At 46.7% G+C, this 15,139-nt stretch carries 16 protein-coding genes; 7 read left to right on the top strand and 9 right to left on the bottom strand.

What is annotated here, in order from left to right:
* Nucleotides 1-19: 19 nt before the first annotated feature.
* From motB to ACO0LF_RS03365, 8 genes are all read right to left on the bottom strand, one after another.
* Nucleotides 20-943, bottom strand: a complete 924-nt coding sequence (gene motB, locus ACO0LF_RS03400; RefSeq protein ID WP_423011894.1) for a flagellar motor protein MotB — start codon at nucleotides 941-943, stop codon at nucleotides 20-22.
* Between the two features lie 17 nt (nucleotides 944-960).
* Nucleotides 961-1,821: a flagellar motor stator protein MotA gene (gene motA, locus ACO0LF_RS03395; protein WP_423011892.1), complete on the bottom strand. Its 861-nt coding sequence runs from the start codon at nucleotides 1,819-1,821 to the stop codon at nucleotides 961-963.
* Between the two features lie 118 nt (nucleotides 1,822-1,939).
* A complete protein-coding gene (locus ACO0LF_RS03390) occupies nucleotides 1,940-2,746 on the bottom strand; it encodes an SAM-dependent methyltransferase (protein ID WP_423011890.1) in 807 nt (268 codons plus the stop codon).
* Between the two features lie 15 nt (nucleotides 2,747-2,761).
* Complete coding sequence (flhC, locus tag ACO0LF_RS03385) at nucleotides 2,762-3,316, bottom strand: flagellar transcriptional regulator FlhC (protein WP_423011888.1); 555 nt, start codon at nucleotides 3,314-3,316, stop codon at nucleotides 2,762-2,764.
* 39 nt (nucleotides 3,317-3,355) lie between these two features.
* Nucleotides 3,356-3,673 carry a flagellar transcriptional regulator FlhD gene (flhD, locus tag ACO0LF_RS03380; RefSeq protein ID WP_110254236.1) on the bottom strand — a complete coding sequence of 106 codons (318 nt, stop codon included), beginning with the start codon at nucleotides 3,671-3,673 and terminating at the stop codon, nucleotides 3,356-3,358.
* 536 nt (nucleotides 3,674-4,209) lie between these two features.
* Complete coding sequence (dnaQ, locus tag ACO0LF_RS03375; RefSeq protein WP_423011886.1) at nucleotides 4,210-4,917, bottom strand: DNA polymerase III subunit epsilon; 708 nt, start codon at nucleotides 4,915-4,917, stop codon at nucleotides 4,210-4,212.
* Nucleotides 4,918-4,950: 33 nt separating this feature from the next.
* Complete coding sequence (gene tilS / locus ACO0LF_RS03370) at nucleotides 4,951-6,342, bottom strand: tRNA lysidine(34) synthetase TilS (RefSeq protein ID WP_423011884.1); 1,392 nt, start codon at nucleotides 6,340-6,342, stop codon at nucleotides 4,951-4,953.
* Nucleotides 6,339-7,313: an acetyl-CoA carboxylase carboxyltransferase subunit alpha gene (locus ACO0LF_RS03365; protein WP_422637547.1), complete on the bottom strand. Its 975-nt coding sequence runs from the start codon at nucleotides 7,311-7,313 to the stop codon at nucleotides 6,339-6,341. Before ACO0LF_RS03365 ends, tilS begins: the two co-directional genes overlap by 4 nt.
* 479 nt (nucleotides 7,314-7,792) lie before the next feature.
* On the opposite strand from ACO0LF_RS03365, the gene ACO0LF_RS03360 reads away from it, so the two are divergent.
* The 6 genes from ACO0LF_RS03360 (at nucleotide 7,793) to ACO0LF_RS03335 (ending at nucleotide 13,615) form a co-directional block, all read left to right on the top strand.
* Nucleotides 7,793-8,809, top strand: a complete 1,017-nt coding sequence (locus tag ACO0LF_RS03360) for a L,D-transpeptidase Cds6 family protein (protein ID WP_423011882.1) — start codon at nucleotides 7,793-7,795, stop codon at nucleotides 8,807-8,809.
* A complete protein-coding gene (locus tag ACO0LF_RS03355; RefSeq protein ID WP_423011880.1) occupies nucleotides 8,809-10,077 on the top strand; it encodes a L,D-transpeptidase family protein in 1,269 nt (422 codons plus the stop codon). The genes ACO0LF_RS03360 and ACO0LF_RS03355 overlap by 1 nt, the downstream gene beginning before the upstream one ends.
* Nucleotides 10,078-10,125: 48 nt before the next feature.
* On the top strand, nucleotides 10,126-10,797 hold the full coding sequence (locus tag ACO0LF_RS03350; protein WP_423011878.1) for a peptidylprolyl isomerase: 672 nt from the start codon (nucleotides 10,126-10,128) through the stop codon (nucleotides 10,795-10,797).
* Between the two features lie 35 nt (nucleotides 10,798-10,832).
* Complete coding sequence (locus ACO0LF_RS03345) at nucleotides 10,833-11,321, top strand: peptidylprolyl isomerase (RefSeq protein ID WP_423011876.1); 489 nt, start codon at nucleotides 10,833-10,835, stop codon at nucleotides 11,319-11,321.
* Nucleotides 11,322-11,338: 17 nt separating this feature from the next.
* The gene (locus tag ACO0LF_RS03340; protein ID WP_423011874.1) at nucleotides 11,339-12,118 is read left to right on the top strand and encodes a UDP-2,3-diacylglucosamine diphosphatase; all 780 of its coding nucleotides are present in this window, start codon (nucleotides 11,339-11,341) and stop codon (nucleotides 12,116-12,118) included.
* Between the two features lie 372 nt (nucleotides 12,119-12,490).
* Entirely contained in the window at nucleotides 12,491-13,615 is a 1,125-nt protein-coding gene (locus tag ACO0LF_RS03335; protein ID WP_423011872.1) for a tetratricopeptide repeat protein, read from the top strand.
* Between the two features lie 158 nt (nucleotides 13,616-13,773).
* Here the strand turns inward: ACO0LF_RS03335 and ACO0LF_RS03330 are convergent, their stop codons facing one another.
* Nucleotides 13,774-14,466, bottom strand: a complete 693-nt coding sequence (locus ACO0LF_RS03330) for an ABC transporter ATP-binding protein (protein ID WP_423011870.1) — start codon at nucleotides 14,464-14,466, stop codon at nucleotides 13,774-13,776.
* 13 nt (nucleotides 14,467-14,479) lie between these two features.
* On the opposite strand from ACO0LF_RS03330, the gene ACO0LF_RS03325 reads away from it, so the two are divergent.
* Nucleotides 14,480-15,139, top strand: a complete 660-nt coding sequence (locus ACO0LF_RS03325) for an arylesterase (RefSeq protein ID WP_423011868.1) — start codon at nucleotides 14,480-14,482, stop codon at nucleotides 15,137-15,139.

Raw genomic sequence — 15,139 nt, 5'->3', positions numbered from 1 at the left:
ATGCTACGTCTTGCTACCGTCAAGGCTTGACTGAAATTTCCGCACTTGAGTCAGACTGATTTGCAACTTCAATAGAGCCACCATCCTGCGACGCAGATTCCTCCGCTTTTTTATTCATGACGATGATGCTGATCCTGCGATTGATGGGATTCAAGGGATCCTGCTTATCAAACAATACAGAAGAAGATAGACCAACTACGCGCAAAACCTTGGTTTCATCCATACCACCATAAATCAATTCTCGTCTGGAAGCATTGGCACGGTCAGCCGACAATTCCCAATTGCTATAACCGCGCTCTCCACTACCGTAGGGTGAAGCATCGGTATGGCCTGACAAACTGATGCGATTCGGCACATCATTCAAAGCCTTACCTATCTCATGCAAAATTTCTCTGGTATAGGGCTGCAAATCTGCCTTGGCCGAGGCAAACATAGGGCGATTTTGCTCATCGACCATTTGAATACGCAAACCATCTGTGGTGATATCCAGCAACAACTGTTTCTTATACTGCTTCAAGGTTGGGTTAGACTCTATCGCTGCCTCAATCTTGGTCTTCAGGCCCTTCAAGCGTTCTGCTTCGACTTTTGCCAGGGCTGCTTCAGCCGCTTGCAAATTGTAGGTTTTTTTCTGAGCATCTATCTCACCCTTGCGATTTTGCCCCTCACGTGCGCTGAGGTCCTTACCACCGCCCTTGATAACACTGGAACTATCACCACTACCGTCACCACCCGCCATTGCCACCTTCAACGGGGTTTGAAAATATTCGGCGATACCATTCAAATTACCCTTGGCAGTCGAACCCAGCAACCACATCAACAAGAAAAACGCCATCATTGCAGTCACAAAATCGGCATAAGCGATCTTCCAGGCACCACCATGATGGCCACCAGCCACCTTCTTGATGCGCTTGACGATAATCGGTCTTAGTTCTTCGCTTGCCATCACCAATCCAGTTTTTATTATTTAGATTTAGATTGCTTAATATGTTCTTCCAACTCTGAGAACGTAGGCCTCTCGGTTGAATACAATACCTTGCGGCCAAACTCCACCGCCAAAGCCGGTGCATAACCATTCAAACTGGCCAGCAAGGTCACCTTGATACATTGAAATGTTTTGGACGATTCATCAAGTTGCTGCTCCATCAAACCCGCCAGAGGGCCAACAAAACCGTAGGCCAGCAAAATACCAAGGAAAGTACCCACCAGCGCATGCGCAATCAAAATCCCCAATTCAGAAGGTGGAATACCTACTGACTCCATGGTGTGCACCACCCCCATCACGGCAGCCACAATACCAAAGGCTGGCAAGCCATCACCCAGTTTGGCAATAAAATGGGCGGGCACGGCACCTTCGTGGTGATGTGTCTCCAGCTCATTGTCCATTAAATTCTCGATTTGAAAGGCATCCATATTTCCCGACACCATCAGACGTAAATAATCCCCTATAAACTCCATCATATGATGATCGTGGACAATTGCAGGATATTTACTAAAAAGCGGGCTTTCTTCAGGCTTTTCAATATCGCCCTCGATAGACATCAAGCCTTCTTTGCGCACCTTGGTCAGGACGTCGAACAGCATGGTCATGAGCTCCATATACAATGACTTTGTATATTTGGAACCTTTCAGCACGCTAGGAAGCGCCTTCATTGTCGACTTCAAGGTTTTAGCATTGTTACCAACCAGAGAAGCACCAAGTGCGGCGCCACCTATCATCAACAATTCCAGGGGCTGAAACAATACCGCCAAATGCCCGCCGGACATGACGAAGCCACCAAAGACTGAGCCCAACACGACGATATAGCCGACGATAACTAACACGAGCTTTTACTCCTTAGAGAGGATTTTTTATAATATCGACTACACTACCTCAGACCTGAAACATTCACCAGAAATGGAAGGTTAAATATTGCTTCAGGAATACATTTCACTATGATCATTATATGCGCCAGATATACAGATCGGGGTCATTCAGATTGCTTTTTATAATTAAATCCGCTTCGACACCGGGCACTTTAAATTCATAACTCATGAAAATCGCACCTGGCCTCATTTCAGATCTGACCTTTTCCCACAGTCCTGGCATAGCCACCGGAGACAGGTAAGCAAAAACCACATCAAAATCAGCAAAATCCAACTCCAAATAATCTTTTAAGTAAAACCGCAGCTTCTTACTTAATACCGCAGCCCTGAGCCAACTTACCAGCCAGGGGATGGGCGCCACCTCAACGCCAAAGAATGATTGTTCAGGTCGCATTTTTGCCAGGCTGATAGATACCCCTCCAAAACCACTGCCGATATCAATAAAGCGCAAATCATTGCGAGCAGGTAGTTGCTCAAGAATACACGGCAACAAACTGGATTTGGAAGGAAAATATGGGACTTGGGTGCGGTAAGTTGACCAAAACAACAATACCAACAATAAAAAGATGGACAAACTGAAACCCGGGTGCAACTGGAATACCAGAGAGGCGACAACCGCAAAAGGGAAAGTAAATTGTATTAGCCACCACCACCAACTCATGCCCAGCAAGAAACTGAGAGTTGCAGCGATGCCCGCATGGACAGCAAGCAGGAAATAGGGAGAGAGTAAGCTACCGAACTGCCACCTGTCGGCGGCATATAGCAAATAAGAAAGGACAAAAGCGAGTAACTGTAAGCTAAGCGCGAGAAATACTGGCGAAGAAAAAACTCCGTTAGCCGGGAGGAGCTTGCCTTTGCGGGTTTTTGACGCTACTACCTCCAAGGCTCCTCCTGAATTTTAAGCCACCATCTCCAACGCGGCCTCCGCATCTTTTGCTTTTTTTGTTTTACCTGCCCGTGATGGGACGTGGCATAAACCACAAGCATAATCATCATGCAAATCCAGGCTATGCGCAACAAATTGCCCGCTGCATTTGCAACATTTTGCAAAACTGAGCATTTTACCCTCAAAGAAGCGCACCAGAGTCCAAGCCCTTGTCAGTGACAATACGGGCTCATCCCCAATTGGCACCGGCACCTGCTCAAGATACAGACGATATGCCTTGATGATGGCCTCAATACCCTCCACGCCAGCATGTTCACGCAAATATTTATGGATATTCATGAACAGGGAAGAATGAATATTTGGCTGCCAGGTAATAAACCAGTCCGTAGAAAAAGGCAGCATGCCTTTTGGCGGCGATACACCCTTCAATTCCTTGTAGATCTTCAGCAGGCGCTCACGCGACAAGGAAGTCTCGGATTCCAGCAATTGCAACCTGGCGCCCAGATTGACCAATTCAATTGCCAATTGAATTTCGTGTGCTTCGTTTACTACGCTTTTGCTTGCCATGATTATTCCCCATCCACCTTGATTGAAATGCTCGACAAATTAATGAATTTCTTCGACTGGTTGACCAGCCATCAAAATCGCAGCATGGGAATGCGCAAGAGCACGTTCCTTGTTGTAATTTGTCAACATACACAAAATGGAACTATCTTCGAAGCGGAAGCGCGCCAACATCATATTGGAGCCAGCCAATTTCAAAATTTGGGCATTATTCAGACCCTCAATCAGGTCAGCAATTTCTTTACCAATACCCAAACGGAAAATAGCGGTCGCTTTATCAGCGCGAATCATTTGTTGTGCCAACATCAAATAACTCAAATTGGCATCCCGAATCTCGGCCATCATATCGTTCTGCGTCATTTTCTCACCCTCCAGTTTGTTATCAGTGGCATGTTTGCATTGCCAGTGAGATACATTGTGCAGGCTGGTGAAAAGCCGCTGTATAAGCGAGATTCCGTATTTAAACCAAGAATAAAACGAAGGCATGCCGTAGGAAAATATCCTACAGGCACAATTAGATATCTACAAAATAAGATTTCGTAGAAAACAGATTTTTATTTTTTCGGATCAGCAAAATTAGCCAATTCAAAAAACATCAATAAAAACAATAACTTAAGCAAAAGAAGGACTTTTACTTCATCGTCTCATAATCATTAACGGCAGCACTTTAGAAAACTTTAGGGAATATTTAAAAATATTTTCGATTTATTTTCATACCCATCTAACGGCAACAAATTGTGAAAACTTTAGGGTTGAGATCAAAAAAAACTCAAAAAAAATCACCCGTTTGCAACAGGTGATCCTTTTTGAGTCTTCTAAATTACTACTAAAGCAATTAATTATTATGTTTATTGCATCTCATGAATTTCCAAAAACACAATATTTACCATTATTTCCTACACCGTCGTGCGCCAAATACATTTATCTTTGATTTGTTTATCCAAGCCGGACAACAATGCTTCATGCTCATCCATCTCTTCAGCTGTTGCCATTAAAACTGCAATTTCTCCAACCGGCATATCAAACGCAACGACTTCCTGCACTTTAGGCGCGTCATCCTCTTCAATGTCGATCTCAAAGCTATTTTGTCCACGCGACATTGCCAGAAAAACATCTGCCAGCAATTCAGCATCCAGCAAAGCGCCATGCAATTTGCGGTGCGAGTTTGAAATTTCATAGCGGGTACAAAGTGCATCCAGTGAGTTTCGCTTTCCAGGATGCAATTCCTTTGCCTGGACCAGTGTATCTACAATACTGGGGCAATATTCAGTCAGCGCTGACAAATTCAGGCGCGCAAGCTCAGCATTCAGGAAACCAACGTCAAAGGGTGCATTATGGATAATGATTTCCGCATCCTTAACATAGGCGCAGAATTCCTCGGCTACTTCGGCAAACTTGGGCTTATCACTTAAGAACTCAGTAGTTAAGCCGTGGACTGCCAGCGCACCCTCTTCTGAATCACGCTCAGGATTAATGTAGCGATGAAAGTTATTGCCAGTCAGTTTACGGTTAATTAATTCTACACAACCAATTTCTATGATGCGGTCACCATTGCGCGCATTCAAACCTGTGGTTTCGGTATCGAGGACTAGCTGTCTACGCATATTTAATATTCCTATAAGACGATAATGCCTAATTTAATCAAAAACCCAGCGTAGGGAAATGCAAGAGCCAGGTTTGTCCTGGCAAAACCGGCTCTGCATGCCAACGCCTGCAGCAAATAACAAATCCTTACCGATAGAAACATAAGGCAAGCGCTCGCGCTGCCAGAAAGGTATCTTCAGGGATTGATAATGCCCCTTCATATCGCGGGTAGAACGATTTTCAGCCAACTTCAATCGCTCCCCTCCCCGGCGCAGATGCAAGACTAGTGTCTGTGATTGTAGCCATGACGCATCGAGACCATGTTCACTCTGGTCAAAATACAGGCTACCAGCGAATTCTGGGAAATGGATACTATCCTGCCCTTGCCATGCAAATTCCTGCAAGCAATTTTCTTCTGCGATCTCCGCTTTTTGTGCGGACAGGTAGACGACGTTTTGATAGCGATGTATGGCAATGGTGTCATGCTGAACAGTAATTCGAGCATCTTCACGGCCATCAAACAGCTGACTTTGCATTTCTTTCAGTCGTGAGGTCGTCGGCATGCGCACACCAGCCCTGGCAAACCAGTAACGGAACAAATTATCTCTACGCGCAGGACTCAGTGTACGCATGGCAGCAATTGCCAGCCCTGTCTCATGCGAGCAGCTATTGAAATCCTGTTCAGCAACTTCCAGCAGCAAATCTTGCGCCGCCTGAAAATGTGTGGCAGAACGGGCGATACGTTCTGAGTAACCCGGCGACAAACCCTCAAGTATTGGCATGACACTATGACGTAGCGCATTGCGCAGATAGCGTTGATCAGTATTTGACTCGTCCTCTATATAGCGCAAGCCCTGCTGGCGTGCATAGGCTTCCAGTGTTGTCCGCTTTTCTGACAATAATGGCCGTCCCAGCATGACTTTGTCATGACCAAACAAATTGGGGGCACGATGGCAAACATCCATACCAGACATGCCAGCTACGCCGCTACCGCGGAGTAATTGCAGTAACAGGGTTTCGGCCTGGTCATCCTGATGATGGGCAGTCAGTATTAACGGGGTGCCAGCATCTTCCGACATCCGCCCCAATGCCTGGTAGCGCCCCTTGCGTGCAGACGCCTCCACGCCATCACCGCTATCACGGGCAACGTGAATACGTTCAGCATGAAAATGAATGCCACTGGCGACGCAAATAGCCTGGCAATGAACTAACCAGTCATCAGCGTGAGGACTTAAGCCGTGATGTATATGAAAAGCATGCAGTGAAATTTGGGCGCGGCGGCAGTATTTGACCGCCAGATCAAGTAAAACCGTGGAATCCAAACCGCCGCTAAAGCCTACTGCGAGGCCATTTTGCAAATTGCTGTCACAGAAATCCGCAATAATGGCATCGAGTTTTTTTGAGAATTTTTGCTCAAGACTGGAGCAATGTTGATCTGACCTCATTCAGCAAGTTTCGTTTCCTTAAACTTACCATAGCTGAGTAATTTTTCATGACGGGCAGCCAGCAAGTCCTTGGTTTTTACGCCCTGAAATTGACGCAGGGTATCTGCCAGTGCACGTTTGACCAAAGCACACATCTGCTTGGGATCCCTATGAGCACCACCCAGAGGTTCATTGATGATCTTGTCGATCAAACCCATGGCTTTCAGTCTATGGGCAGTCAAACCCAGCGCTTCTGCTGCATCGGATGCACGGTCAGAAGTCTTCCACAGGATGGAGGCGCAACCTTCTGGTGAAATCACGGAGTAAGTTGCGTATTGCAACATCAATACCGCGTCGCCAACTGCCAGTGCCAATGCGCCACCGGAGCCACCTTCACCAATAATGGTGGTGATCAGTGGAACTTTGAGTTCTGCCATGACATACAGATTGTGGCCAATGGCTTCAGACTGACCGCGCTCTTCTGCATCTATGCCAGGCCAGGCACCGGTAGTATCCACAAAGGTAAATACAGGAATATCGAATTTCTCGGCCAGCTTCATCAGGCGCATGGCCTTACGATAGCCTTCTGGCTTGGGCATGCCGAAATTACGCAAAGCGCGCTCTTTAGTATCGCGACCTTTTTGATGGCCCATGACCATACACGCCTGCCCATTAAACCTGGCCAGACCACCAACGATGGATTGGTCATCAGAAAAACTGCGGTCACCATGTAACTCATGGAAATCAGTAAACATCTGATTGATATAGTCCATGGTATATGGACGCTGGGGATGGCGGGAAATCTGCGACACTTGCCATGGGGTCAACTTGGCGTAAATATCCTTCGTTAACATCTGGCTTTTCTTCGACAGTCTATCTATTTCTTCAGAAATATCGACTGCCGAATCATCCTGAACAAAACGCAATTCTTCTATTTTTGTTTCCAGCTCTGCAATTGATTGTTCAAAATTTAAAAATGTCGTTTTAGTCATCGTGCCTCCTTAACATCACACGAGTTGATAAAAAAATCCAATTTCATTCTGGCGCGGGCGCAATGTTTAATTGAATAATGTGTCGCTATGCTAAGCGTGCAAACAAACCATTTAGATGATTTTTTTGCAAAATTCGTATGCTTTTGTGGGACAATTTGTCCTGACGGACCAGATTAGATATCAAAACTATCCTCGCTGTCCAGTGTTCCCCGCTATTGGCTTGCATCAGAGCAATAAAAATTAGTATGTAAGTACTAGTTTTATGGTGGCCCATCTTTACAAAATTTTTTTATCCCTCATTCACGGAGCACCACAGTTTCATTCAAAACTGAAAAATATAGTGAAGGTAAAATGCTGTTTGTTTGTCAAACACCCATAGTCGGCAACTTATTTGATAAGATGGCGCTTTGCTTAATAGCCAGTATAACATTGCTGCTTACATGTTCTGCCAAACTCCTATAAATCCAAGACCGAACACCATGCGCCACATTTTAAAGAATGTACTTACTCTCTCCAGTTTGTCCCTGCTGTTGATGTCTGCCTATGTGCGCGCAGATGAAGCCGCCGATGTTGGCAAATTACTCAGGGCTGGCCAGGTAAATGAAGCCATGCAGAAAGTGGATACCGCTTTGGCGCAACGGCCCAAGGATGCCCAGATGCGCTTCCTCAAGGGGCTGATATTGACGGAACAGAACAAGTCGGCAGAAGCCATCACTGTCTTCTCGAAATTAACTGACGACTATCCTGAGCTGCCTGAGCCTTATAATAATCTGGCCGTCTTGTACGCATCTTCCGGTCAATATGACAAGGCGCGTGCCGCGCTGGAAATGGCTATCAGGACCAACCCTACTTATGGCACTGCCCACGAAAATCTGGGTGACGTGTATGCCAAACTGGCAAGCCAGGCCTATGACAAGGCCTTGCAACTCGACTCCAACAATAATACCGCCAAGCTGAAGCTGACCCTGGTTAAGAACCTGGTTGGCAACACCACGGGTGGCACCAACCCCAAAACTGCTGTAGCAGCAGCGACAGCACCTGCGGCTTCCGCAGCTAAAGCCAGCGCAAGCACAGTCGCAATGGCAAAACCTGAACCGGAAACTGTCAAACCAGAACCCAAGGCCAAGCCTGCGCCTGTTGCTGCCACTACCGACAAAGCCGAAGAAGACGTGCTGAAGGCAGTGGAAAACTGGGCCAAGGCCTGGAGTAGCAAAGACACCAACACTTATCTGGCTCATTACGCAAAAGATTTCCAGACGCCAAAAGGTGAGCCTTATAAAGCCTGGGCAGAAGAACGCCGTAACCGCATAGAAGGCAAAGGCCGCATTAACGTCAAAATTGAATCTGCCAAGATTGATGTCGACGGCAACACTGCCACTGTCAAGTTCAGGCAAATTTATACGTCCGACCAGTTGACCGCCAATAGCCGCAAGACCTTGCACATGGTGAAGCAGGATGGCAAATGGCAGATCAAACAGGAGCGCGCGGGTAGCTAATGTTTTTCGCAGTCAATTCTGGTGCTCCGGCTGCTGGTAAAGCCGGAAAATCGCGCATTTTTGCTATTCTTGCATTGTCATGTCTGGCGTATGGCTACTCTCCTGCCATCGTCACGGCCAAGTCACGCCCCAACAAAGTCGCGCCCGCTGAGATCAATCCCAATGCGCCCGACCCGGATGCATTGCTCATTGAAGTCTACAAAAGCCTGGCTGCCAATAATTTGCAAAAGGCGCAAAATAAGATCGATGCCCTGGTAGAGGCTTACCCGCATTTTCAATTGGCTCACCTCATACAAGGCGACCTGTTACTAATGCATACCCGCCCGGTACGCAATTTTGGTGTAGGTGCACTGACACAACCTGACAAGCTGAAAGATCTCAGGGATGAAGCTGCAGTGCGGATACGCTCTTATCGCGAGCGCCCCGACCCTGACCTCATCCCCAGGGCCATCTTGCAATTACGCGATGACCAAAAGCAAGCTATCGTCGTCGACGCTAAAAAATCGCGCCTGTACGTCTATGAAAATGCCGCGGGCCAACCACGCCTGATCAATGATTTTTATGTGAGCCAGGGCAAATTTGGTATCAACAAACTCAAGGAGGGCGATCAAAAAACCCCTATCGGCGTGTATTACATCACCAGCCGCCTGGCAGGCACCAAATTGCCTAGTTTTTATGGCCCTGGTGCCCTGCCCTTGAACTACCCGAATGAATGGGACAAATTCAATGGTCGCAATGGTTCAGGTATCTGGCTACATGGCATGCCGCCCGAAAGTTTCAGCCGTCCGCCACTGGCCTCAGACGGCTGTGTGGTATTGACGAATCCAGATTTCCTGAAAATTTCGGCCATGGTGGACATAGGGAAAACCCCGGTGATCATCAGTGAGCAACTCGAATTCGTCAGCCGCAATAAGTGGATACTGGATAGAAATCAGGCAGAAAAACAGGTGGATGACTGGCGCCTGGATATGGAAAGCCAGAATGCTAATCGCATTTTGACCAATTATTCGCGCAATTTTAAGACTACCCAGGGCGATAACCTCAACACCTGGTTCCCCAAGCAGCAGCAAAGCTGGGATAACTGGCATAATCCTGTTATTAAATTAAAAGATGTCACCCATTTCCGTTACCCAGGCAAAGATGAGCTTATTGTCAGCACCTTTACCCAGGAAACCACGAATGGAAAAACCAAGGCAGCAGTCCGCAAGCGTCAATACTGGTTGAAAGAAGCTGCCCGGTGGCGCATCATTTATGAGACTACCGTCTGAACAATTTGAAGTATTTACTATAAACTTTAATTCAATCATCAATAACGTATGCTGAATATGAAAATTTCAAAATCCGGATTAAGCAGTATATTGCTGGGCACTTGCCTGATGATGTCTAGTGCTTTCAGTTTTGCTGAAGGGCAACCTAAAGTAGCCTTCAAAACCAATATGGGTGAAATCGTCATTGAACTTTACCCTGAAGCCGCCCCAAAAACTGTAGAAAACTTTCTCAAGTATGTCAAAAGCGGACACTACAAAGGAACGATTTTCCACCGTGTTATCGACAATTTCATGGTGCAAGGCGGCGGCTTCGACAAAGACATGAAAGAAAAACCGACCAATAAACCTGTGCCACTGGAAGCCCGGGTAGCACTGGATCATGGTTTGAAGAATGACCTGGGTGTAGTTGCTATGGCGCGTACGCAAGACCCTAATTCTGCAAGCGCGCAGTTTTACATCAATGTCAAAGACAATGATTTCCTGAACCACCAAATTTTGCCTGAAGGTGACCCGGTTGAATTCCAGTACCGTGGCAGCACTGTCACTGAAAGACGCGCCCGTGCACTGGCAATGACTGCTGGTTATACGCCATTTGGCAAAGTTATTAAAGGCATGGATGTGGTTGAAAAAATTAAAGTGGTAGAAACTGGCGACGCTAAAATGATGCAAAATGTGCCTGTCAAACCAGTTATCATTCAATCCGCTACCTTGTTAAAATAAACAAATCTCTAAACTTTTTGAAACGAAAGACTATCATGGCCGTTATTCTGACCACCAACTTCGGTAACATCAAGATTGACCTGAACGAAGAAAAAGCACCAAAAACTGTTGCCAATTTCCTGGCCTATGTTGAATCCGGTCACTATAACGGCACTATTTTCCATCGTGTCATTGATGGTTTCATGATACAAGGCGGTGGTTTCGAGCCAGGCATGAACCAAAAATCCACGAATGCATCTATCGAAAATGAAGCCAAGAACGGCTTGAAAAACGAACGTTATGCATTGGCCATGGCACGCACTGGCGATCCACACTCGGCCTCTGCCCAGTTCTTCATTAATACTGCCAACAATAGTTTCCTCGACTACCCTGGTCAGGATGGCTGGGGCTACTGTGTATTTGGTAAAGTCGTTGAAGGCATGGACATCGTTGATAAAATCAAAGGCGTCAAAACGACACGTACTGGCATGTTCCAGGATGTGCCGGTTGAAAACGTCCTCATCGAAAAAGCAGAAATCGTTTAATACCGATAGATTCATTCATGATCGCAGACAACACCGCGTATCAGAACAAGGCGCAACCTGAACTGGTTGCGCTTTTTGTTTCCGACACCCATTTAAACCCTGCCCTACCCCATACGACCAGCGCTTTTTTACACTTTTTGAAAGCGTATGCGGTGCAGGCAAAATCCTTGTACCTGCTCGGGGATTTATTTGAATACTGGGTAGGCGATGACGATATTTCTGCGCCCTATAATTCATCCATCACTACGGCCTTGCGCGAAGTACACGAGCAGGGTGTGCAACTCTACTGGATAGCCGGTAACCGTGATTTTTTGGCAGGAGAAGGCTTTGCTACCGCCACCGGTGCGCAACTCTTGCCTGATCCCAGCGTGATACAAATAGGCCCGAAAAAACTGGTGATCAGCCATGGCGATGCACAATGCACCGATGATCTCGCCTATATGGAATTCCGGAAAAAAGTCAGGCAGGCCGACTGGCAAAACGCCTTTCTTGCCATGCCGCTGGCTCAACGCAAGCACATAGTGGAAGGCTTGCGGACAGAAAGCAAAATGGAGCAAAAGCAGAAATCCATGCAGATCACGGATGTCAACGACAAGGCCATCGCCGACTTGTTTGCACAATCAGGCAGCGATACCATGATACATGGCCATACCCACAGACCAGCCACCCATGTCGTGGACGGCAAAACCCGACATGTATTAAGCGACTGGGAATGCGATCACCCAAAGCTGCGTGGCGACTGGCTGGCAGCCTACAGTGACGGCAGCATCGTACGCTACCACTGGGATGGCGTCTAGCTGTCCCATCTATGTAAACAGATGACGGCGATGTAGAGTGATGAATTGTCAGCAAAAAATCAATTGGCTGTCAGGACTGCTCGGAAGACGTTCCACCACGCTGGTCAGCGAATTGTCATGGGTACCAGCACAGGCCAGTGCAATCAATCGCCTTTCCCGCGGCACGGCCTGCACCTGACGTCAATGCAGCTTGCTTAAGCAAATCCATCAGAATTTGTTTGCGTTGTTTGAAAAGCTTATTTCGTTTTGCTAAATTAGTAGTAATTATTGATTGTAAATCGAAGGAATATTTAAAAAATTTTAGAGTGCGCATGCTGAAAAAAGACTAGATTTAAAAGTAAGGAAGCTAATTATCCTCAGAGAGCCTCATCTATGAAATATCAAAACATGAAAGTTATATTGTGCCGCATGAATAATATTCTACTTGTCGCCATTACTATTTCGATATCAATCTTAATTTCTGCGCATAGCCAGGCTAAACCACCTAATGTGCAAATAGTTGAGTTATACGAGAAAGCCAAGGCTGGGGACAAAGCCTCTCTGGAAATTTTGTTCCACAATGCGAGAAAAGGTAATGTGGATGCCCAAAACGGACTCGCGCTCATGTATCTCAATGGTACCGGCGTGCAAAACAATTATCTTGAAGCATTTAAATGGTGTCTGCAAGCTGCTCAGCAGGGAGACCCTATAGCACAAAGCAATCTGGGGACGATGTACGCGCAAGGCCTAGGTGTGGTTAGAAATGATACTGAAGCATTAAACTGGTTTCGCAAAGCCGCAGCACAAGGAAATGCCCAGGCGAAATTAAGTCTTGGGCTCATATACACAAATGGTTTGGGTGTTGTACGGGATCCTACGGAGGGATTAAATTGGACGCGTAAAGCTGCAGAACAAGGGCTCCCCATCGCACAAAACAATCTAGGGAGCATGTATCTTGACGGCATAGGTACTAAGCGTAACTATCCTGAAGCAGTTGAATGGTTTCGTAAAGCAGCCATTCAAGGTTTAGCACTTGCGCAATATAACCTGGGCGTGTTGTATGCGGAAGGACAAGCTGTTCCAAAAGATGTTGTACAAGCTGCGAGTTTGTATCGCTCGTCGGCTGAGCAGGGATTAGCTCAAGCTCAATACAATCTAGCACTATCGTACGCAACTGGCACAGGAGTAAAGCAGAATGATAGAGAAGCCTTTGAATGGTTCCTTAAGGCGGCTGAACAAGGGTATATATCAGCTCAAAATAGCCTTGGGGCGATGTATAGCATGGGGAGAGGAGTCAATATCGACCTAAGCAACGCCTATAAGTGGCTGACAATCGCACAAATCATGGCGTTACCGGCGAGTATTGAGTTTAATGATGCAACACGTAATCTCAGTATATTATCCGAGCACCTATTACCTCAACAGCAAAAAAAAGCACAACAAGAAGCAGCCAAGTGGGTGGCTCTATTTAGAGATAGGGAGCTGCACCGTAAAATCTCAGACTATCCATTTCAATGAAAAGGAACGCAGGAGATGTGAATGTGGATTAGATGAAATTGCATTTAAAAGTCACCTACATAAAATGACTAATTTTTTGGTTCACATTTTCGACATTTTTTTACCTCAGAGACAGTTGGACAGCTACGGAACGACAACAAAGCCAGTGAGGTGCGTATTTAAGTATTCACCGTATCTGAACGCAAATGCCCGGCACTGATGGTCAGCACCCGGCCACAGCGTGCAGCAATCGATAAGTCATGCGTGACCAGCACCAGAGTAGAACCACGCTCCCGATTGAGGCTGAACATCAGATTGATAATCGCTTCACCAGTGGCTGCATCCAGGCTACCGGTAGGCTCATCAGCAAACAGCAGAGGTGGTTCAGTGACAAAGGCCCTGGCCAAAGCCACCCTTTGCTGTTCGCCCCCTGACAAGAACTTGGGGTAATGCCTGAGCCTTGAACCCAGGCCTACATGTTCCAGCATTTTTTCTGCCTTGGCACGCGCCTGCTTGTCCCCACGCAGTTCCAGTGGCAGCATGACATTTTCCAGCGCATTCAAATGCATCAGCAACTGGAAAGACTGGAACACAAAACCCAGGTTTTCTTTACGGAATTGTGCCCTGCCATCTTCGGTCAAATCAAAAATATCCACGCCATCAAGCAAGACCTTACCTTCGGTTGGTGTATCCAGGCCAGCCAGAATACCCAGCAAGGTGGATTTACCCGATCCAGAGGCACCAACAATTGCAAGCGTCTGCCCGGCTTGCGCGGTAAAATCTATACCATTCAGTATGCTCAGTTCACCCGTTGCATCTGCTACACGCTTGCTCAGGTGTTTTACTTCGATTGCTGCTTTGCTTGATTCCATAAGGTCTTTGCGTATGCTTTTTACTCAATTGTCAGGTCACGTCAACAGGTTATCAAAACAAGCCCTGATGCTCGTGGCATTTGCTGCATTTACATTCACTGCTTTACCTGCTTATTCTGCATCAAAAACCATCCTTGTGCTCGGCGATAGCTTGTCGGCTGAATATGGCTTGGTACGTGGCAAAGGCTGGGTAGCCTTGCTGGAACAAAGGCTACAACAAAAAAATATCCCAGCCACCGTCATCAATGCCAGTATCAGTGGTGACACTACCAGCGGTGGAAAAGCCCGTCTGGGCAATTTACTGGAAAAACATCATCCAGATATAGTCATCATCGAACTCGGTGGCAATGATGCCCTGCGTGGCTTATCACTTAAGGCCTCAGAGGATAATTTCAAGGCCATGATAGACATGAGTAAGGCACAGCATAGCAAAATACTGTTAGCTGGCATGCGCATACCGCCCAATTATGGCCCGGATTATTCTGAGCGCTTCTTTTCAATCTACGAAAAATTGGCGAAAGCGAATAAGACGGCATTGGTGCCTTTTCTTTTGGAAGGTATAGTAGAAAAAGACAAGCTGTTTCAGGCAGACCGCATCCACCCCATAGCAGAAGCACACCCGACCATACTTAACAATGTCTGGCCACACTTACTGCCATTATTGAGCAAGTGA

Origin of the sequence: Undibacterium sp. Di27W (genome assembly GCF_049340345.1) — a bacterium.
GTDB lineage: Bacteria > Pseudomonadota > Gammaproteobacteria > Burkholderiales > Burkholderiaceae_D > Undibacterium.
The sequence above is the reverse complement of the archived record's forward strand: the minus strand, read 5'-3'. Positions and strand labels throughout refer to the sequence as shown.